A 19380-nucleotide genomic window follows, 5' to 3' on the forward strand; every position below is an offset into this window, starting at 1 on the left:
GGGGCCTTCGCCTACGTCTGTCAGTGGTCGTCCGTAGACTGAACCCCGTGAGCGACAGCGACCCCTTCGACGAGATCATCGACGCCGAGACCGACCGCGACCCCGACCTCGCGGTCATCGAGGCCGGCAGCCGTACCCTGCGCACCCAGGGCGGAGCCCCGAGCACGGACGTGCCGGCGCGTCCCGAGGACCCCGAGGTCGACAAGGCGCTGCGCGAGGTCGAGGCGGAACTCGCGACCCGCTGGGGCGAGACGAAGCTGGAGCCGTCGGTCAGCCGTATCTCCGCGCTGATGGACGTGCTGGGCGAGCCGCAGCGCTCGTACCCCTCGATCCACATCACCGGGACCAACGGCAAGACCTCCACCGCCCGCATGATCGAGGCCCTCCTCGGCGCCTTCGAGCTGCGCACGGGCCGCTACACCTCGCCCCACGTCCAGTCGATCACCGAGCGCATCAGCCTCGACGGGGCGCCGATCTCCGCCGAGCGGTTCATCGAGACGTACGAGGACATCAAGCCGTACATCGAGATGGTCGACGCGCAGCAGGAGTACCGGCTGTCCTTCTTCGAGGTGCTGACCGGCATGGCGTACGCCGCCTTCGCGGACGCGCCCGTGGACGTCGCCGTGGTCGAGGTGGGGATGGGCGGCTCCTGGGACGCCACGAACGTCATCGACGGGGACGTCGCCGTAGTCACCCCCATCGACCTCGACCACACCGACCGGCTCGGTGAGACGCCGGCCGCGATCGCCACCGAGAAGGCCGGCATCGTCAAGCAGGACGCGACGGTCATCCTGGCCCAGCAGCCGGTGGACGCGGCCCAGGTGCTGCTGAAGAAGGCCGTCGAGGTCGATGCCACCGTGGCCCGTGAGGGCCTGGAGTTCGGCGTCGTCGCCCGGCAGGTCGCCGTCGGCGGGCAGTTGCTGACCCTGCGCGGTCTCGGCGGTGAGTACGAGGAGATCTACCTCCCGCTGCACGGCCCCTACCAGGCGCACAACGCCGCCGTCGCACTCGCCGCCGTGGAGGCCTTCTTCGGTGTCGGCTCCCAGCGGCCCGAGCCCCTCGACATCGACACGGTCCGCAAGGCCTTCGCCGCCGTCTCGTCGCCGGGCCGGCTCGAGGTCGTACGGCGCTCGCCCACCGTGGTCCTGGACGCCGCCCACAATCCGGCCGGCGCCCGCGCCACCGCCGAGGCGATCGGCGAGGCCTTCGACTTCAGCCGCCTGATCGGCGTGGTCGGGGCGAGCGGCGACAAGAACGTACGAGGGCTGCTCGAGGCCTTCGAGCCGATCTTCGCCGAGGTCGTCGTCACGCAGAACTCCAGCCATCGCGCGATGGACGCCGACGAACTCGCCGCCATCGCCGTGGAGGTGTTCGGCGACGAGCGCGTCCAGGTCGAGCCGCGGCTGCCGGACGCCCTGGAGGCCGCGATCACGCTGGCCGAGGAGGAGGGCGAGTTCGCGGGCGGCGGTGTGCTCGTCACCGGCTCCGTCATCACCGTCGGCGAGGCCCGACTGCTGCTGGGGAGGGGCTGACAACCCGTGCGTACGCTCTGTGCTTCGACCCTGATCGGCGAGCTCTTCGTGATCGGATTCGCCGGACTGGTCGCCATGAAGGACCCCGACCTGTCGGTGTCGACGGTGTGGACGGTCAGCGGCATCGCGATGTTCCTGTGCCTGGTGCTGTGCGGTGTCGTGACGCGGCCGGGCGGGATCGCCCTCGGCTGGGCCCTCCAGGTCGCGCTCATCGCCTCCGGGTTCGTCGTCCCGACCATGTTCTTCATGGGCGCGATCTTCGCGGCCCTGTGGTGGGCCTCGGTGCACTACGGCAGAAAGATCGACGAGGCGAAGGCCCGCTTCGCGGCCCAGGCCGCCTCCTCCACACCTGACGCTGCGTAACCCGGCCCCGGACACGCCCTGTAACCTTCGAACACCCCGCACACTCTTGATCAATAGGAGCCCAGTCGTGAGCCAGCGCACCCTCGTCCTGCTCAAGCCCGACGCAGTCCGCCGTGGCCTGACCGGCGAGATCATCAGCCGTATCGAGCGCAAGGCCGGCTGGCAGATCACCGCACTGGAGCTGCGCACCCTGGACCAGGACACCCTCGAGCAGCACTACGGCGAGCACAAGGGCAAGCCGTTCTACGAGCCGCTGGTGGAGTTCATGGCCTCCGGTCCGGTCGTCGCGCTGATCGTCGAGGGCGAGCGGGTCATCGAGGGGCTGCGTGCGCTGGCCGGGCCGACCGACCCGATCGCCGCCGCCCCCGGTTCCATCCGCGGGGACTACGGCGTGATCGTCCGCGAGAACCTCATCCACGCCTCCGACTCCGAGGAGTCGGCCGAGCGCGAGGTGAAGATCTTCTTCCCCGGCCGCGCCTGAAAACCCCGTATAACGATTTTCTTCTGAGGCACCGTCACCTCACCCACACGCCTGACCTGGGACGGCCGAGCAAATCCGGCCGTCCCCTGGCATATGCGTGCCGATCGGGGGAACGAGTGCCCCCGATGGGACGTCTCCACAAGCGAGGCACCACATCATCTGCTGACAATGGCGAAGACCCTCGCGCGGTGTTCGTGCAGGCGCGTCTACGATGGAAGCCTTCACGTCACAGCACCCACTTCGCCGACCTGAAAAGCCCTCAAAAGCTACCAGGAAGGCCAGACGAATCCTGATGGGGAACTCAATGTCGTTCATCGGCCGTGACATGGCTGTCGACCTCGGGACCGCCAACACGCTGGTGTACGTCAGGGGTCGCGGGATCGTACTCAACGAGCCGTCCGTCGTCGCGATCAACACCAACACCGGTGGGATTCTCGCGGTCGGCGCGGAAGCGAAGAAGATGATCGGGCGCACGCCCGGCAACATCGTTGCCGTACGTCCGCTGAAGGACGGTGTCATCGCCGACTTCGAGATCACCGAGCGGATGCTCCGCTACTTCATCCTGAAGATCCACAAGCGGCGGTATCTGGCTCGTCCGCGGGTCGTCGTCTGTGTGCCCTCCGGCATCACGGGCGTCGAGCGTCGTGCCGTCATCGAGGCGTCGTCCCAGGCCGGCGCCCGTCAGGTGCACATCATCGAGGAGCCCATGGCGGCGGCCATCGGTTCCGGCCTGCCGGTCCACGAGGCCACGGGCAACATGGTGGTGGACATCGGCGGCGGCACCACTGAGGTTGCGGTCATCTCGCTCGGCGGCATCGTCACAGCCCAGTCCATCCGCGTCGCGGGCGACGAACTGGACAACGCGATCATCCAGCACATCAAGAAGGAGTACAGCCTTCTTCTCGGTGAGCGGACGGCCGAGCAGATCAAGATCACGATCGGTTCGGCGTACGACCTCGACGCTGACGAACACACCGAAATCCGCGGCCGGGACCTGGTTTCCGGACTGCCCAAGACCGTCGTCATCTCCGCCGCCGAAGTCCGCAAGGCGATCGAGGAACCGGTCAACGCGATCGTCGACGCCGTCAAGACGACCCTCGACAAGTGCCCGCCGGAGCTGTCCGGCGACATCATGGACCGCGGAATCGTTCTGACCGGCGGCGGCGCGCTGCTGCGCGGTCTGGACGAGCGGCTGCGCCGTGAGACCGGCATGCCGATCCACATCGCCGAGGACCCGCTGGACAGCGTGGCGCTCGGATCGGGCAAGTGCGTCGAGGAGTTCGAGGCGCTCCAGCAGGTGCTGGACGCCCAGCCGCGCAGATGACGTAACTCTTCGATTCCGCCGTACGAGATGATCTCCTCTCGTGCGGCGGATCGTTGATATAGAGGCATAAGCTCGCCCATAAAGCTCACCCCCCATACCTGCACATTCCTATGAGGAAGGCACGGCCGCCGCACGTGAGGGACACACGAGAGAGCCGGCTGCTCCTGGTGCTGCTGATCGCCATCGCGTTCGCGTTGATCACGGTGGACATCCGCGGCGGGGAGGACTCACCGGTCGACGGCGCCCGACAGGTCGCGGCCACGGTGTTCGGCCCGATCGAGGACGGGGTGTCGTCCGCGGTCAATCCGGTCGGCGACGCGGTCTCCGCGGTCCGTGACTCGGGCACCCGGCACGACCGGCTGGCCCGGCTGGAGAAGGAGAACGCCGCCCTCAAGGCGAAGCTCGGCAGCGACGACCGCAACTCCAGCCGCCTCAAGCAGCTCGACAAGATGCTGAAGGTCTCCGCCGAGGGCCAGTACGGCATCAAGGGCGCGCAGGTCATCGCCATAGGAGCGGCCCAGGGCTTCTCCTGGACGATCACCATCGACATCGGTGCCAACGACGGCATCAAGCGGGACATGACCGTGCTGAACGGCGACGGTCTGGTCGGCCGGGTCACCACCGTCGGACCCGACACCTCCACCGTCCTGCTCGCCAACGACCCAGACTTCACCGTCGGCACCCGCATGGAGAACAGCGACGAACTCGGCTTCGCCTCCGGACAGGGCGACCGCCCGCTGCGCGTCGAACTCCTCAACGGCAAGGCGGACGTGAAGAAGGGCGACCGGCTCGTCACCTTCGGCTCGCAGGCCGACAAGCCGTTCGTGCCCGGCGTCCCGGTCGGTGTCGTCTCCCGCGTCGAACCCTCCGAGGGCGGCCTGACCCGCACCATCTACGTCAAGCCGTACGTCGGCTTCACCAAGCTCGACATCGTCGGCGTCGTCGTCGAGGCCCCGAAGAAGGACCCGCGCGACACCGTGCTCCCGAAGAAGCCCAAGCCGACCCCGACACCGACGGTCACCGTCACGGTCACGCCGTCGGCGACCGCGCCCGTCGACGGCCAGCAGCAAGAGCAGCAGTAGGAGCTGAGTCCCTCATGCGTGTCAACCGGATCCTGCTCTCCTCGGCCCTGATCGTCGTAGCCCTGGTGCTCCAGGTGAGCGTCCTCGCCCGCCTCCATCTCCCGGGCGCCGTCCCCGACTTGCTGCTGCTGACCGTGCTGGGCCTCGCCCTGGTGTACGGCCATGTCGGCGGCGCCCTCGTCGGTTTCGGCGCCGGCCTGCTCGCCGACCTCGCCCCGCCCGCCGACCACGCCGCCGGGCGCTACGCCCTGGTGCTGTGCGTCATCGGCTATCTCGCCGGGCTGGTCAAACCGGAGAACGGCCGGCTCAAATCGGCCACCGGCCCCATGCTCGTCGTGGTCGCCGCCGCGGTCGGCTCCACTCTGCTGTACGCCGGTGTGGGCGCCCTCGTCGGCGACACCGCCGCCCGCCATGTCGGCCTGGTCAGCCTGCTGTTCTCGGCGGCCGTGTACGACCTGCTCCTCGCGCCCTTCGTGGTCCCCGGGATCATGTTCCTGGCCCGGCGCGCGGAGAACGACCCGCTCGCCGAGAGCACCTCCTCGTCCAAGAAGGCCACCGACATCTCCTCCGGCTGGATCTCCGCCGGTACGGGCCTGAAGATCGGTGGCTCGCGCGGCGGCCTCGGCGGTCTGAAGACCAAGGCCCGGACCCGTACCGCGCGCGTGGGGCGCATCAAGGGGGTCAAGCGGCTGTGAGGGCCGGGGAGTTCACTCGAACGGGGCACTTTTCGCGGAACGACGCCTCACAGGCCCGTCGTTCATCATGCGTAAGCGCACACACGTCCGCGCACTGAGAGGGGGAGGCAGCCACACATGACCAACATTCCCGAGACCGGTCGGACACCACGCGTCCAGATCCGACTCGTCGTCATCCAGATCCTCGTCCTCTCCCTGCTCGGCACCCTCGGCGGCCGCCTGTGGTACCTGCAGATCCGCGAGGGCAACGAGTACGCGAAGGAGGCGTCCGGCAACCACGTCCAGCAGGTCGTCGACCCCGCCGTCCGCGGCTCGATCCTGGACGCGCGCGGCGTGCCGCTCGCCGACAACGAGACGCGGCTCGTGGTCTCCGCCTCCCGCACCGACCTGCTGAAGATGAAGGACGACGGCAAGGCGGTCCTCACCAAGCTGGCCGCGGTCCTCGGCATGAAGCCCAAGGAAGTCATGCAGCGGGTCCGGCTGTGCGACGCCAAGACCCCCCAGCCGTGCTGGAACGGCTCGCCGTACCAGCCGATCCCCATCACCGACGAGGCCACCCCCAAGCAGGCCCTGCAGATCCGCGAGCGCGCCGAGGACTTCCCCGGCATCACCGCCGAGCCCCAGGCCGTGCGCCGCTACCCCGCGCCCGGCAAGGCCAACACCGCCCAGGTCCTCGGCTACCTCTCGCCCGTCACCGACAGCGAGATCCAGCAGGCCAAGGACAGCGACTCGCCCTACCTGCGCTCCGACCAGGTCGGGCGCAACGGCCTGGAGCGCGAGTACGACAAGGCGCTGCGCGGCAAGGCCGGCGTCACCCGCTACGAGGTGGACAACCTCGGCCGTGTGATCGGCAAGGCCGAGTCCGATGCCGCCGAGCCCGGTTCGAACCTCGTCACCAGCATCGACTCCCGCGTCCAGCGGGTCGCCGAGTACCAGCTGGACGAAGCGATGAAGGCCGCCCGCAAGCAGTTCGACAAGATCACCGGCGAGAACTACAAGGCCGACTCCGGTGCCGTCGTCGTGATGGAGGCCAAGACCGGCCGCATCGTCTCCATGGCGTCCGCGCCGACATACGACCCGAACGTGTGGGTCGGCGGCATCTCCGCCAAGGACTACAAGCAGCTCACCGGCAAGAACTCCGACTACCCGCTGCTCAACAGGGCCATACAGGGTCAGTCCGCGCCCGGTTCGACCTTCAAGGTGATCTCCACCGCCGCCGCGGTCCAGGCCGGCTACGAGTGGGACGGCGGCTACCCGTGCACCAGCTCGTACTCGGTGGGCGGCCAGGTCTTCAAGAACTTCGAGGGCGAGAGCTTCGGCCCCATCTCGCTCGGCCGGGCGCTCGAGGTCTCCTGCGACACCGTCTTCTACGGTCTCGCCGACAGGGAGTGGAAGAAGGACGGCGGCATCAACCCGAAGAAGGGTGAGCCCAAGGACTACTTCTTCAAGACGGCCCACCAGTTCGGCCTCGGCAAGGAGACCGGCGTCGACCTGCCCAACGAGGTCACCGGCCGCGTCCCGGACCGCCAGTGGAAAGAGTCCTACTGGAAGGCCAACAAGGCCTCCTGGTGCAAGACCGGCAAGAAGAACGGCAGTTACGTCGAGAAGATCGCCTACGAGAACTGCCTCGAGGGCAACAAGATGCGCGAGGGCGACGAGATCAACTACTCCATCGGCCAGGGTGACACCCTCCTCACCCCGATCCAGGAGGCCATGATCTACGGGGCCCTCGCCAACGGCGGCACCGAGTACGTCCCGACCATCGGCAAGGCGATCGTCAGCGCCGACGGCAAGACCGTCAAGGAGATCAAGCCGCAGGTCAAGGCCAAGCTCCCGATCAGCCAGGCCACGCACAAGGGCATCGACAAGGCGCTCGCGGGAGTCATCACCAGCGGTACGGCCGCGTGGAAGTTCCAGGGCTGGCCGCAGGACAAGATCACGCTGCACGCCAAGACCGGTACCGCGGAGGTCTACGGCAAGCAGACGACTTCCTGGCTGGCCACGTACTCCAAGGACTACACGGTCGTCATGACGATCTCCCAGGCCGGTACCGGTTCCGGTGCCTCCGGTGAGGCCGTCCGCAACATCTACAGCGCTCTGTACGGCGTTCAGTCCGACGGCTCGATCGACAAGAAGAAGGCTCTGCTGCCCAGCCCGCAGAAGGGCCTGCCCAAGATCCAGAAGGACGGCACGATCGCCTCCCCGAAGATCTCCAAGGACCCGGTCAAGGACCTGAAGGCGGCGGAGAAGGCGACCGAGAAGGGCGCCACCGCCCCCGACGAGACGCAGCCGGGTGCCACCACCGCCTCGCCCACCGCGACCAACCGGAACACACGCAGGCGGCCGCGCAAGAGGGGGAGCCGGAGGATGCTCACATGACCGGTGTCAACAGCTTCTCCGTCTCCGGGTACGGACCCGAACGCGCCCGCTGGACACGGGTGTTCGCCCGTGACTCGCTCGCCCGCCGACTGGACTGGCCGATACTGCTGGCCGCGATCGCGCTGTCGGCGATCGGCTCGGTCCTGGTCTTCTCGGCGACCCGCAACCGCACCGAGATCAACCAGGGCGACCCGTACTACTTCCTCATCCGGCACCTCATGAACACCGGCATCGGGCTCGCCCTGATGATCGGCACCGTCTGGCTCGGCCACCGCACCCTGCGCACGGCCGTCCCGATCCTCTACGGCGCCTCGGTCTTCCTGATCCTGCTGGTGCTCACGCCGCTCGGCTCGACCGTCAACGGTGCGCACTCCTGGATCGTCTTCGGCGGCGGTTTCTCGCTCCAGCCCTCGGAGTTCGTGAAGATCACGATCATCCTCGGCATGGCGATGCTGCTGGCGGCACGGGTCGACGCCGGCGACAAGAAGTACCCGGACCACCGCACGGTGCTGCAGGCCCTGGGCCTGGCCGCCGTACCGATCCTGATCGTCCTGCTCATGCCGGACCTGGGCTCGGTCATGGTCATGGTGATCATCATCCTCGGCGTGCTGCTGGCCTCCGGTGCCTCCAACCGGTGGGTGTTCGGCCTCATCGCGACGGGCGCGATCGGCGCGATCGCCGTGTGGCAACTGCACATCCTGGACGACTACCAGATCAACCGCTTCGCGGCCTTCGCCAACCCGGACCTCGACCCGGCGGGCGTCGGCTACAACACCAACCAGGCGCGTATCGCGATCGGTTCGGGCGGCCTGACCGGTGCCGGGCTCTTCCACGGCTCGCAGACCACCGGCCAGTTCGTGCCCGAGCAGCAGACGGACTTCGTGTTCACGGTGGCGGGCGAGGAGTTGGGCTTCGTCGGCGCGGGGCTGATCATCTTCCTGCTCGGTGTGGTCCTGTGGCGGGCCTGCCGCATCGCCCGCGACTCGACCGAGCTGTATGGGACGGTCGTGGCCGCCGGGATCGTCGCCTGGTTCGCCTTCCAGTCCTTCGAGAACGTCGGCATGACCCTCGGCATCATGCCGGTCACGGGCCTGCCGCTGCCGTTCGTGTCGTACGGCGGCTCGTCGATGTTCGCGGTGTGGGTGGCGGTGGGGCTGCTGCAGTCCATCAGGGTGCAGAGACCCATGTCGGCCTAGGAACGCGTGACTGTGCAGGAACGCATGGCGTGGCAGGAACGCATGTCGGTGCGGGAAACCGCCCGTTGCTCCTGAGTTTGCCCGGGATTCACCTTCGGGGGCCTCTGCCGTCCGGGGTGGAATCCCACTAGATTCAGGTCATGGCGGACACAAAGCGTGAGATCGAGCGGAAGTACGAGTCCGACGACAGCGGCCTGCCCGACCTGACCGGCGTCGCCGGTGTCGCGGCTGTCATCGACAAGGGTGTCGCGTGTCTGGACGCCACCTACTACGACACCGCGGACGAGCGCCTGGCCGCGTCGGCGATCACCCTGCGCCGCCGCACCGGTGGTTCCGACGCGGGCTGGCACCTGAAATTCCCGGTGGCGCCGGGCGTCCGCGACGAGATCCAGGCCCCGCTCTCCGACACCGTCCCGCGCACCCTCGCCGGTCTCGTCCGCTCCCGCGTCCGCGAGGCGGAGCTGCTGCCAGTGGTGCGGCTGCGCTCCGACCGCGACGTCCGCGACCTCGTCGACGCCGATGGACAGCTGCTCGCCGAGGTCAGCGTGGACGCCGTGCACGCCGAACGGCTGGGCGGCGACGGCGCCACCGCCCAGTGGACCGAGATGGAGGTCGAGCTCGCGGACGGCGGTGACCCGGCCTTCCTCGACAAGGTCGACAAGCGGCTGCGCAAGACGGGCGTACGGCCGTCCAAGTCGGCGTCGAAGCTGGCCCGGGCGCTCGCGGAGACCGCGCCGAAGAAGAAGGGCAAGAAGAAGCAGCAGCAGGCCAAGGACCCGGTGACCGCCGGCGATCACGTCCTTGCCTATGTGCGCCAGCAGCGGGACGCGATCGTCGAGCTCGATCCGGCGGTACGGCAGGACGTGTTCGACTCCGTGCACCGCATGCGCGTCGCCACGCGGCGGATGCGCAGCGCGTTCCGCTCGTACGGGAAGGTCCTCGACCGGACCGTCACCGATCCGATCGGCGAGGAACTGAAGTGGCTGGCCGGCGAGCTCGGCGTGGACCGGGACCACGAGGTGCTGACCGAGCGCCTGACGGCGGCCCTCGGCGAGCTGCCGCGGACGCTGGTCTCCGGCCCGATCCGGACCCGGCTGCGCATGTGGATGAACGCCCGGCGCGGCGGCTCGCGACGCCGGCTGACCGGCGTCCTGGACTCCAGGCGGTATCTGACCCTGCTCGACAGCCTGGACGCACTGGTCGAGGACCCGCCGTTGCTGGAGGCGGCCGCCGGGAAGCCCGAAAAGGTGATCACCAAGGTCGTACGCAAGGACTTCGGAAAGCTCTCCGGCCTGGTGGAGCAGGCCATCGAGCTCGAGCCCGGCCAGGACCGCGACCTGGCCCTGCACGAGGCGCGCAAGAAGGCCAAGCGCACGCGCTACGCGGCGGAGGCGGCGGCACCGGCGCTCGGCGGCTCCGCGACCGCCCTGGTCAAGTCGATGAAGTCCCTGCAGGGCCTGCTCGGCGACCACCAGGACAGCGTCATGACCCGCCAGACCCTGCGCGAGCTGTCCGCCGTGGCGCATGCGGCGGGGGAGAGCTCGTTCACGTACGGCGTGCTCTACGGGCGTGAGGAGCAGCGCGCGGCGGCCGTCGAGGCGGCGCTGCCCGCGGCATGGGCGGAGACCGCGGGCGGGATGGAGGTCTGAGCGGTCGCCGGGGTCGCTGATCGGTCGGGGTGGTCTCGCGGTCGCGTTAGGCTAGATGGTCACCCCTGTCAGTTCAGCCCATCCCACGAAGGTTCGCGAGATGTCTGCCGAAGTCGCTGCGGCCGCGGAGTCAGTGTTCCCGCAGCTCGAAGCTCTGCTCCCGCATGTGCAGAAGCCGATCCAGTACGTCGGCGGAGAGCTCAACTCCACGGTCAAGCCGTGGGAGTCCTGCGATGTCCGCTGGGCGCTGATGTACCCGGACGCGTACGAGGTCGGTCTGCCCAACCAGGGCGTCATGATCCTCTACGAGGTACTGAACGAGCAGGAGGGCGTCCTCGCCGAGCGCACGTACAGCGTGTGGCCGGACCTGGAGGCGCTGATGCGGGAGCACGACGTCCCGCAGTTCACCGTGGACAGCCACCGCCCGGTGAAGGCCTTCGACGTGTTCGGGCTGTCCTTCTCCACGGAGCTGGGCTACACGAACATGCTCACCGCCCTGGACCTGGCGGGCATCCCGCTCGAGTCCAAGGACCGTGCGCTGGACGACCCGATCGTCCTGGCCGGCGGCCATGCGGCCTTCAACCCCGAGCCGATCGCGGACTTCATCGACGCGGCGATCATCGGCGACGGCGAGCAGGCCGTGCTGGACATGACGAAGATCATCCGTGACTGGAAGGCGGAGGGCCGGCCGGGCGGCCGCGAGGAGGTCCTCTTCCGCCTCGCGAAGACGGGCTCGGTGTACATCCCGGCGTTCTACGACGTGGAGTACCTCCAGGACGGCCGTATCGCCCGTGTCGTACCGAACAAGTCCGGTGTCCCGTGGCGCGTGTCCAAGCACACGGTGATGGACCTGGACGAGTGGCCGTACCCCAAGCAGCCGCTGGTGCCGCTGGCCGAGACGGTCCACGAGCGCATGTCGGTCGAGATCTTCCGGGGCTGCACACGCGGCTGCCGCTTCTGCCAGGCGGGCATGATCACCCGCCCGGTGCGCGAGCGCTCGATCACCGGCATCGGCGAGATGGTCGAGAAGGGCCTGAAGGCGACGGGCTTCGAGGAGGTCGGCCTCCTGTCCCTGTCCTCGGCGGACCACAGCGAGATCGGCGACATCGCGAAGGGCCTGGCGGACCGGTACGAGGAAGACAAGATCGGCCTTTCTCTCCCCTCCACCCGGGTCGACGCCTTCAATGTGGACCTGGCGAACGAGCTCACGCGCAACGGCCGTCGCTCCGGCCTGACCTTCGCCCCCGAGGGCGGCTCGGAGCGCATGCGCAAGGTCATCAACAAGATGGTGTCCGAGGAGGACCTCATCCGGACGGTGGCGACGGCGTACGGCAACGGCTGGCGCCAGGTGAAGCTGTACTTCATGTGCGGCCTGCCCACGGAGACGGACGAGGACGTCCTGCAGATCGCCGACATGGCGATGAACGTGATCGCCAAGGGCCGCGAGGTCTCGCGCTCCAACGACATCCGCTGCACGGTCTCGATCGGCGGTTTCGTCCCCAAGCCCCACACCCCCTTCCAGTGGGCGCCGCAGCTGTCGGCGGAGGAGACGGACGCGCGTCTCGAGAAGCTCCGGGACAAGATCCGCGGCGACAAGAAGTACGGCCGCTCGATCGGCTTCCGCTACCACGACGGCAAGCCGGGCATCGTCGAGGGCCTGCTCTCCCGCGGCGACCGCCGCATCGGCGCCGTGATCCGCGCCGTCTACGAGGACGGCGGCCGCTTCGACGGCTGGCGCGAGCACTTCTCGTACGACCGCTGGATGAGCTGCGCGGACAAGGTGCTGCCCGCCTTCGGCGTGGACGTCGACTGGTACACGACGCGCGAGAAGACGTACGAGGAGGTCCTGCCCTGGGACCACCTGGACTCGGGTCTGGACAAGGACTGGCTCTGGGAGGACTGGCAGGACGCCCTCGACGAGACGGAGGTCGAGGACTGCCGGTGGACGCCCTGCTTCGACTGCGGGGTGTGTCCGCAGATGGACACCCACATTCAGGTGGGCCCGACCGGTAAGAAGCTGCTGCCTCTGACGGTCAAGAACGCTGCGCCCAGTCCTGGCGGGCACTCGCACTGAAGTGAGCGACCGCTGAAGTCGGCGATGTGCTGCATGAGCCCCCTCCGAAACGGGAGGGGGCTCAGTCGTGTCCGGTGCCCTGATCGTGGTGGGCGCGGGCGTGGCGGATGTCGTCGCGGTGAGCCACTGCCCATTCGGAGTGGTTTGCTGCTTGCGGCTTCGGCATGAATATGGGGTTCATGCAGTCGCGTACCGCTTGTCGGACCATCTGGTGCTGCACGGCGAGGATCCGCTTCGGCTCCATCACGCCTTGTTTGCCGCGGAGTTGGCCGCGGGTTCGGCGGTCAGGCCTGCTCGGTGGGGCGTACGAGCAGCTCGGCGACGGCCACGTGCCGGGGGCGGGTGACGATGTAGCCGACGGTGTCGGCGATGTCCTGGCTCTGCAGCCGCTCGATGTCGCCCAGGGCGGCGACGATGTGCTGCTGGATGACGTCGGGGTTGTGCGTGCGCAGCTCGGTGTCGACGCTGCCCGGCTCGATGACGGACACGCGGACGTGCTGGCGTGCCAGTTCCTGACGCAGCGCCTCGCTGAAGGCACCGACGCCGAACTTGGTGGCGCTGTACACGGCGGACATGGCGTAGGCGTTGCGGCCGGCGAGCGAGCCGATGTTGACGATGTCGGCGACCTGACGCGGCTGTTCGGCGGCGGCCTTCACCAGATGGGGGACCGCCGCGTGGGCGGTGTACATCAGGCCCATGAGGTTGATGTCGATCATGCGCCGCCAGTCGTTCAGGTCCGCACCGGGGGCGGGCCCGAGCAGCATGAGTCCGGCGTTGTTGACCAGCGTGTCCAGGCGGCCCAGGCCCTCGACGGTCCGCTCGACCGCTTCCGCGGCGGCCTGGGCGGTCGTGATGTCGGCGGGCACCACCAGGGCCTTGCCGCCGACGCCGGAGATCTCCGAGGCAAGGTCGGCGAGCCGATCCTCGCGTCGGCCGACCAGGGCCACGGAGGCGCCCTCGCGGGCAAGCTCCAGGGCGGTGGCGTGGCCGATGCCGCTGGATGCCCCGGTGACCAGGGCGACGGTTCCTTCAAGACGACGTGTCATGGGTTCAAGCCTTTCGCTGAACAGCCACGCTGCTGCGGGCCGTACGGGATACGGGAGTAGGAGGAGGACGGCCGTTTGCCAGGGGCCGTACGGGGGTGGCGGCCGCTCGAAGCCGGGCCGAAGGCACAATGGGGGAGTGAGCAGCACTGGGCAGAAGGCCACCGACACCACGCGCCGGGAGAACAGGACCGAGGGAGAACTACCGCCGCGCGAACGCCTGGTCCGGGCCGCGTCGCGGCTGTTCTACTACGAAGGCGTACGCGCGATCGGCGTGGAGCGGCTGATCGCCGAGGCCGGGGTGACGAAGGCGACCTTCTACCGGCACTTCGCCTCGAAGGACGACCTGGTCGTGGCCTACCTGCTGACCAAGGACGCCTACTACAAGGAAGTGGCCGAACCACTGGCCGCCGCGCACCCGCCCGCGGAGGCGATCGACCTGGTCTTCGAGGCCATCGCCGAGCACGCCCGCGAGCGCGGCTTTCGCGGATCGCCGTTCCTGAACGCGGCCGCCGAGTACCCGGACGCCACCCATCCGGTACGCGGCCTGGTGACCACCCACCGGGACTGGATCCGCGCCCTGTTCCAGGACCTGCTCACCCGGCTCGGTCACGCCGACCCGGAGTCCGCCGCCGGTGCGCTGCTGATGCTGTACGACGGCGCGATGGCCGCCGGGTACCTGGACGACTCGACGGCCGCCCACAAGACCCTGCTGAACGCGGTCCGGCTCATCCGGTCGGGCGGCTGACCCCATCGGAGCCCCGCGAAACAGCGGCGGTTTGCGAGGCTCCGGCCAGGCCGGGGCGCGGGTTGCTTTCATGGAACTTTTGATCTCTCTTCGACGTACACAGGGGTCCACCAGCAGTTCTCTGCCGGGAGGTCGTCCCGCCCGGAAGGGTGAGGAGCCGTTTCACCAGAGGTAGGAAGACCGGTCGTTCTCCCTGTCGTCGACAGTAACCCTCCCTACGTTCGTGCGCCACTGGGCGGCCTCATTTGTGGCGTCCCTCACCGGTCCGCAGCTGTCGGCCCGAGACACGGGACTTGGTCAGCTCTGGCATCCGCAGCCGGATGCCGACTTGGCCTCGGTCGCGGTGAGAGCCGGGGCGGCGGACTGCTCGGTGGGTGTGCAGCACGAGGTGACGCCGCAGCACTCGTCGGCGGTCTCGGCGGTCTCGGCGGTCTCGGCGGTTGCGGACGGCTGTGTGGTGGCGGATACGGGCTTGATCGCGCGGACGATGGCCGAGTGCATGCCGTCGGCGACCGGGTGCGTGGGCGTGATCTCGACGTCGGTGAATCCGGCCGCCTCCAGGCCCTGGCGGTACTCCGCGAAGGACAGCGCGCCGGCGATGCAGCCCACGTAGTCACCGCGTTCCGCGCGCTGCGCCGTGGTCAGGCAGTCGTCGGCGACCACGTCGGAGACGCCGAGGCGGCCTCCGGGCCTGAGGACGCGGAAGGTTTCGGTGAAGACGGCGGGCTTGTCGGTGGACAGGTTGATCACGCAGTTCGAGATCACGACGTCGACCGTGTTCGCGGGGAGCGGGATCGCCTCGATGGTGCCCTTGAGGAACTCGACGTTGGTCGCCTTGGCCTTCTGTGCGTTGGCCAGGGCGAGTTGGAGCATCTCGTCGGTCATGTCGAGGCCGTAGGCCTTGCCGGTGGGGCCGACGCGGCGGGCGGAGAGCAGGACGTCGATGCCGCCGCCGGAGCCGAGGTCGAGGACCTTCTCGCCCTCGTGGAGATCGGCCACCGCGGTGGGGTTGCCGCAGCCGAGGGAGGCGGCGAGGGCCTCGGCGGGCAGGGCGTCGCGCTCGTCGGCCGCGTAGAGCGTGGATCCGAAGTTCTCGTCGACCTCGACAGGCTCCGGCCCGCAACAGGCGGTGCCGCATTCGGTTACCTGTACGGCTGCTGCGGCATAGCGCCGGCGGACGGTTTCGCGCAGGTCGGTGGACTGCTCGGACATGGCGCACTCCTGGGTGATTGGGGCCTCGAGGTGCCCTGGATCGGCTTGTATTGACGTTCGTTGATGCAAGCTTGCGCCTTGGATCGAAAAACATCAACATAGAGGCATGTCGAAACAAGAACTGAAGATCCTCGGCCAGGACGCCGACGAGGGCTGCTGCCCCGGTCTTGCGTCCGCCCCGCTGGACGAAGACCGGGCGGCCGACCTGGCGAAGATCTTCAAGGCCCTGGGCGATCCGGTCCGGCTGCGGCTGATGTCGATGATCGCTTCGCGCGGCCAGGGCGGCGAGGTGTGCGTGTGTGAGCTGACGCCCGCCTTCGATCTGTCCCAGCCGACGATCTCGCACCACCTGAAGCTGTTGCGACAGGCGGGGCTCATCGACTGCGAGCGGCGCGGGACCTGGGTCTACTACTGGGTGCTGCCCGGGGTTCTGGACCGGTTGGCGGCGTTCCTGACCACTGCCGAGCCGGCCGGGGTGCCTGCGTGAGCGCCTCGCCGGCCCGGCGTGCGCTGGCCGAAGGGGTCGGTACGGCCGCGCTCGTGACGGTGGTCGTCGGCTCCGGCATCCAGGCCACCGAGCTGTCGCGGGACGTGGGTGTGCAACTGCTGGCCAACTCGCTGGCCACCGTGTTCGGGCTGGGGGTGCTGATCGTGCTTCTCGGGCCGGTCTCCGGCGCCCACTTCAATCCGGTGGTCACCCTCGCGGCCTGGGTTTCGGGGCGCGCGAGTGGCGAGGGGCCGACCGGGCGGGACGTGGTGGCGTACGTCCCCGCGCAGATCGTCGGCGCGGTCGGCGGAGCGGTCCTGGCTGACGCGATGTTCGCCGAACCGCTGGTCAAGTGGTCCACGTATGACCGCTTCGCCGGTCACCTGTGGCTGGGCGAGATCGTCGCGACCGCCGGTCTGGTGCTGCTGATCTTCGGTCTGACCCGTGCGGGGCGTGCCCAGTCGGCTCCGGTCGCGGTGGCGTCCTACATCGGGGCCGCGTACTGGTTCACCTCGTCGACGTCCTTCGCCAACCCGGCCGTGACCGTCGGGCGGGCCTTCACGGACACGTTCGCCGGGATAGCGCCGGCTTCCGTCGCCCCGTTCGTCGTGGCCCAACTGGCCGGTGCCGTCGTCGGTTTGGGCCTTGTGGTGGCGATGTTCGGGCGTCCCGCTCCCGCCGAGACCGGCGTGCCCGCACCGCACGGTGTCGCCGAATCCGTCGCCCCTGCCGCTCCCTGATCCGCTCTCCCCAGGAAGACATGCCATGACTGTTCCCGGTGACCGCCCGTCCGTGCTGTTCGTCTGCGTCCACAACGCGGGCCGCTCCCAGATGGCTGCGGCCTTCGTCACCCACCTCGCCGGAGACCGTGTCGAGGTCCGCTCGGCCGGGTCCGCCCCGGCCGATGCGGTCAACCCGGCCGTGGTGGCGGCGATGAAGGAAGTCGGCATCGACATCTCCGCCGAGACGCCGAAGGCGCTCACGGTCGATGCCGTGCAGGCGTCGGACGTCGTGATCACCATGGGGTGCGGCGACACTTGCCCGGTCTTCCCGGGCAAGCGGTACCTCGACTGGCAGCTCGACGACCCTGCGGGGCAGGGAGTGGACGCGGTGCGCCCGATTCGGGACGAGATCGAACGGCGCGCGCGCGGGCTGGTGGGCGAGATTCAGCCGTCGCCTCGGCCCGAGCCGTAGAGCGCTGCGATGTCCTCGGACCTCGCCCACCGGCTGTACGTGGGCGACTGGGGCCAGCCCTCGGGCGAGTCCTGCCATTCCTCCTGGCGGCCGTACGGCAGGACGTCGATCAGGGCGAAGGAGTGGCTGAGCTGTTCGGTCCCCCGGCCGTTGGTGTGCCAGGTGCGGTAGACGATGTCGCCGTCGCGCAGGAACACGTTGACCGCGAATCCTCCGTCGGGCGGTGCGCCTACATCGGCCCCGAACGAGCTGTTCGCGGTCGAGTACCACGGCATCCGGTTGCCGACCCGCTGCTTGTAGGCGAGTGCCTCTTTGATCGGGCCCTGGGTGACGACGACGAATCGCGCGTCGTAGTTGTCCAGGAACTCCAGACGGGTGTACTGCGAGGTGAATCCCGTACAGCCGGGGCACTGCCATTCCTTGCCGGCGAACCACATGTGGTTGTAGACGATCAGTTGCCTCTTGCCCTCGAAGACGTCCGCCAGCCGAACAGGACCGTCCTCCCCTTCCAGTGTGTAGTCGGGCATCTCGACCATCGGCAGGCGACGACGCTCGGCGGCGATGGCGTCGAGTTCGCGTGTCGCGGCCTTCTCCCGGGCACGCAGCGCCTCGAGCAGGTTCTCCCAGGTCGCGACGTCGACGACGGGCGGTAGTGCGTGGGTGGTCATGGTCCCCTCACAGATCTCGCGGGCAGCTTTCGCTTGTGCAGAGGCAGACTCCGGAGGGCTGCGGAACTCATCGGCTGCGCTGCGGCGTCTTCGGAGGTATGGATTTGGAAAAGCCGCCGCAGCGTCAGGAACCCGAGGGCTGCCTCGTGGTGGCGATCCGGCTTCCCGTGCGGATCGTCGTGCTCGTGCTGGTCGTGCCGGTGCGGATGGTGTGGGACGCGCTCGTCGTCTGCGGGCGGTTCCTGCGGGACACCGTGCTCAGGCCGGTGGGCCGGGCGCTGGCCTGGCTCGGGCGCGCGGTCTTCGTCTGGCCGTTCGTCGGACTGTGGCGGTACGTGGTCGTACCCCTCGCCAAGGGGCTCGCCCGGCTCGGGAACGTACTCGTCGTCGTACCTCTGATGTGGCTGTACCGGCATGTGCTGATCCCGGTCGGGCACGCGCTCACGTGGGTTGCGCGAGGGATCGGATCCGGTCTTGCGTGGGTGTACGCGCGCGTGCTGACGCCCGTCGGGCATGCCGTGATGTGGGCGCTCAAGGGGATCGGGGCGGTGCTCGCCCTGCTCGGGGTCGGTGTGTACACCGCGGTGGCGTGGCTGGTGCGGTACCTCGTCGTCGTACCCGCGCTGTGGGTGTACGAGTGGATCCTCACGCCGGTCGGACACGCGATCGCCTGGTGCGCGAAGGGCCTCGCGTGGGGCGTGAGCATGATCGCCACCGGTGTCGGAACGGCCCTGTACTGGATCACCCGGCTCCTGCTCGTCCTGCCCGCACTGGCGCTGTGGCGATGGGTGCTGGTGCCCGTCGGACGCGTGCTCGCCGTCGTCGGGCGGGAGGTCTGGCAGGCACTCGGGCACGCCTGGCGGGTGGCCGGGCGGATCTCGCTCGCCGTGGGCCGGGCCCTCGCGACCCTCTTCCGGTGGGTCTTCGTCGAGCCCGTGCGGTGGGTCTACCGGACGGTCCTCACACCGGTCGGACATGTCGTCCGGGACGTCCTGCTGCGGCCCGCCGCCTCGGTCGCACGCAGCGTCGGGCGGGCCACGCGGGAGGCGCTGGCCGCCGCCGCGGAGTCCGTACGGCAGGCCCGGGCCGACTTCCGGCGAATGCTGTTCGGGGAGCCCCGCCGGGTGGCGGAGCCGAACCGGCGGGAACCTGTGGGCCGTGAGACACGTACTCTTGGTAGCAGTACGACCGCTCTCACGAAGGACTGAACGACACTGGGCAAGCGACAGCCCGAAGGCCCGCCGCCCGCACCC

The 19380-nt window shown here is 68.9% G+C and carries 18 protein-coding genes; 15 read left to right on the top strand and 3 right to left on the bottom strand.

What is annotated here, in order from left to right:
- The first annotated feature begins 47 nt into the window (after window positions 1–47).
- The 10 genes from ABZ880_RS06750 (at window position 48) to ABZ880_RS06795 (ending at window position 12775) form a co-directional block, all read left to right on the top strand.
- Window positions 48–1532 carry a folylpolyglutamate synthase/dihydrofolate synthase family protein gene (locus tag ABZ880_RS06750; RefSeq protein WP_361257951.1) on the top strand — a complete coding sequence of 495 codons (1485 nt, stop codon included), beginning with the start codon at window positions 48–50 and terminating at the stop codon, window positions 1530–1532.
- Between the two features lie 6 nt (window positions 1533–1538).
- Window positions 1539–1895 carry a DUF4233 domain-containing protein gene (locus tag ABZ880_RS06755; RefSeq protein ID WP_361257954.1) on the top strand — a complete coding sequence of 119 codons (357 nt, stop codon included), beginning with the start codon at window positions 1539–1541 and terminating at the stop codon, window positions 1893–1895.
- Window positions 1896–1962: 67 nt separating this feature from the next.
- Window positions 1963–2376 (top strand): nucleoside-diphosphate kinase, encoded by a 414-nt coding sequence (ndk, locus tag ABZ880_RS06760; RefSeq protein ID WP_104780585.1) that lies wholly within the window; start codon window positions 1963–1965, stop codon window positions 2374–2376.
- A 304-nt stretch (window positions 2377–2680) separates the two neighbouring features.
- Window positions 2681–3700, top strand: coding sequence for a rod shape-determining protein (locus tag ABZ880_RS06765; RefSeq protein WP_004931372.1), 1020 nt, complete (start codon window positions 2681–2683; stop codon window positions 3698–3700).
- Window positions 3701–3834: 134 nt separating this feature from the next.
- Window positions 3835–4782 (top strand): rod shape-determining protein MreC, encoded by a 948-nt coding sequence (gene mreC, locus ABZ880_RS06770; RefSeq protein ID WP_361257957.1) that lies wholly within the window; start codon window positions 3835–3837, stop codon window positions 4780–4782.
- A 14-nt stretch (window positions 4783–4796) separates the two neighbouring features.
- Complete coding sequence (gene mreD / locus ABZ880_RS06775) at window positions 4797–5477, top strand: rod shape-determining protein MreD (RefSeq protein WP_361257960.1); 681 nt, start codon at window positions 4797–4799, stop codon at window positions 5475–5477.
- A gap of 117 nt (window positions 5478–5594) precedes the next feature.
- Entirely contained in the window at window positions 5595–7856 is a 2262-nt protein-coding gene (gene mrdA / locus ABZ880_RS06780) for a penicillin-binding protein 2 (protein ID WP_361257963.1), read from the top strand.
- Window positions 7853–9052 (top strand): rod shape-determining protein RodA, encoded by a 1200-nt coding sequence (gene rodA, locus ABZ880_RS06785; RefSeq protein ID WP_361257966.1) that lies wholly within the window; start codon window positions 7853–7855, stop codon window positions 9050–9052. The genes mrdA and rodA overlap by 4 nt, the downstream gene beginning before the upstream one ends.
- 140 nt (window positions 9053–9192) lie before the next feature.
- A complete protein-coding gene (locus ABZ880_RS06790) occupies window positions 9193–10701 on the top strand; it encodes a CYTH and CHAD domain-containing protein (protein WP_361257969.1) in 1509 nt (502 codons plus the stop codon).
- Window positions 10702–10801: 100 nt separating this feature from the next.
- The gene (locus ABZ880_RS06795) at window positions 10802–12775 is read left to right on the top strand and encodes a TIGR03960 family B12-binding radical SAM protein (RefSeq protein ID WP_361257972.1); all 1974 of its coding nucleotides are present in this window, start codon (window positions 10802–10804) and stop codon (window positions 12773–12775) included.
- Between the two features lie 284 nt (window positions 12776–13059).
- Here the strand turns inward: ABZ880_RS06795 and ABZ880_RS06800 are convergent, their stop codons facing one another.
- Window positions 13060–13821 carry an SDR family NAD(P)-dependent oxidoreductase gene (locus tag ABZ880_RS06800; protein ID WP_361257974.1) on the bottom strand — a complete coding sequence of 254 codons (762 nt, stop codon included), beginning with the start codon at window positions 13819–13821 and terminating at the stop codon, window positions 13060–13062.
- Between the two features lie 136 nt (window positions 13822–13957).
- Between ABZ880_RS06800 and ABZ880_RS06805 the strand changes: the two genes are divergently transcribed.
- Window positions 13958–14566: a TetR/AcrR family transcriptional regulator gene (locus ABZ880_RS06805; RefSeq protein ID WP_361257977.1), complete on the top strand. Its 609-nt coding sequence runs from the start codon at window positions 13958–13960 to the stop codon at window positions 14564–14566.
- Window positions 14567–14863: 297 nt separating this feature from the next.
- On the opposite strand, the gene arsM is transcribed toward ABZ880_RS06805, so the two are convergent.
- A complete protein-coding gene (arsM, locus tag ABZ880_RS06810) occupies window positions 14864–15778 on the bottom strand; it encodes an arsenite methyltransferase (protein WP_361257980.1) in 915 nt (304 codons plus the stop codon).
- A gap of 106 nt (window positions 15779–15884) precedes the next feature.
- Between arsM and ABZ880_RS06815 the strand changes: the two genes are divergently transcribed.
- The 3 genes from ABZ880_RS06815 to ABZ880_RS06825 are packed head-to-tail and all read left to right on the top strand — an operon-like array spanning window position 15885 to window position 17459.
- Complete coding sequence (locus ABZ880_RS06815) at window positions 15885–16265, top strand: metalloregulator ArsR/SmtB family transcription factor (protein ID WP_361257983.1); 381 nt, start codon at window positions 15885–15887, stop codon at window positions 16263–16265.
- Window positions 16262–17005 (top strand): MIP/aquaporin family protein, encoded by a 744-nt coding sequence (locus tag ABZ880_RS06820; protein WP_361257985.1) that lies wholly within the window; start codon window positions 16262–16264, stop codon window positions 17003–17005. Before ABZ880_RS06815 ends, ABZ880_RS06820 begins: the two co-directional genes overlap by 4 nt.
- A 25-nt stretch (window positions 17006–17030) precedes the next feature.
- Window positions 17031–17459: an arsenate reductase ArsC gene (locus ABZ880_RS06825; RefSeq protein WP_361257987.1), complete on the top strand. Its 429-nt coding sequence runs from the start codon at window positions 17031–17033 to the stop codon at window positions 17457–17459.
- Here ABZ880_RS06825 and ABZ880_RS06830 read toward each other — a convergent pair.
- A complete protein-coding gene (locus tag ABZ880_RS06830) occupies window positions 17432–18127 on the bottom strand; it encodes a DUF899 family protein (protein WP_361257990.1) in 696 nt (231 codons plus the stop codon). The genes ABZ880_RS06825 and ABZ880_RS06830 overlap by 28 nt on opposite strands.
- A gap of 98 nt (window positions 18128–18225) precedes the next feature.
- Here ABZ880_RS06830 and ABZ880_RS06835 point away from each other — a divergent pair, with 98 nt between their 5' ends.
- Window positions 18226–19335 carry a hypothetical protein gene (locus ABZ880_RS06835; RefSeq protein ID WP_361257993.1) on the top strand — a complete coding sequence of 370 codons (1110 nt, stop codon included), beginning with the start codon at window positions 18226–18228 and terminating at the stop codon, window positions 19333–19335.
- The last annotated feature ends 45 nt before the right edge of the window (window positions 19336–19380 follow it).

The organism is Streptomyces sp. NPDC047043 (assembly GCF_040644055.1).
GTDB lineage: Bacteria > Actinomycetota > Actinomycetes > Streptomycetales > Streptomycetaceae > Streptomyces.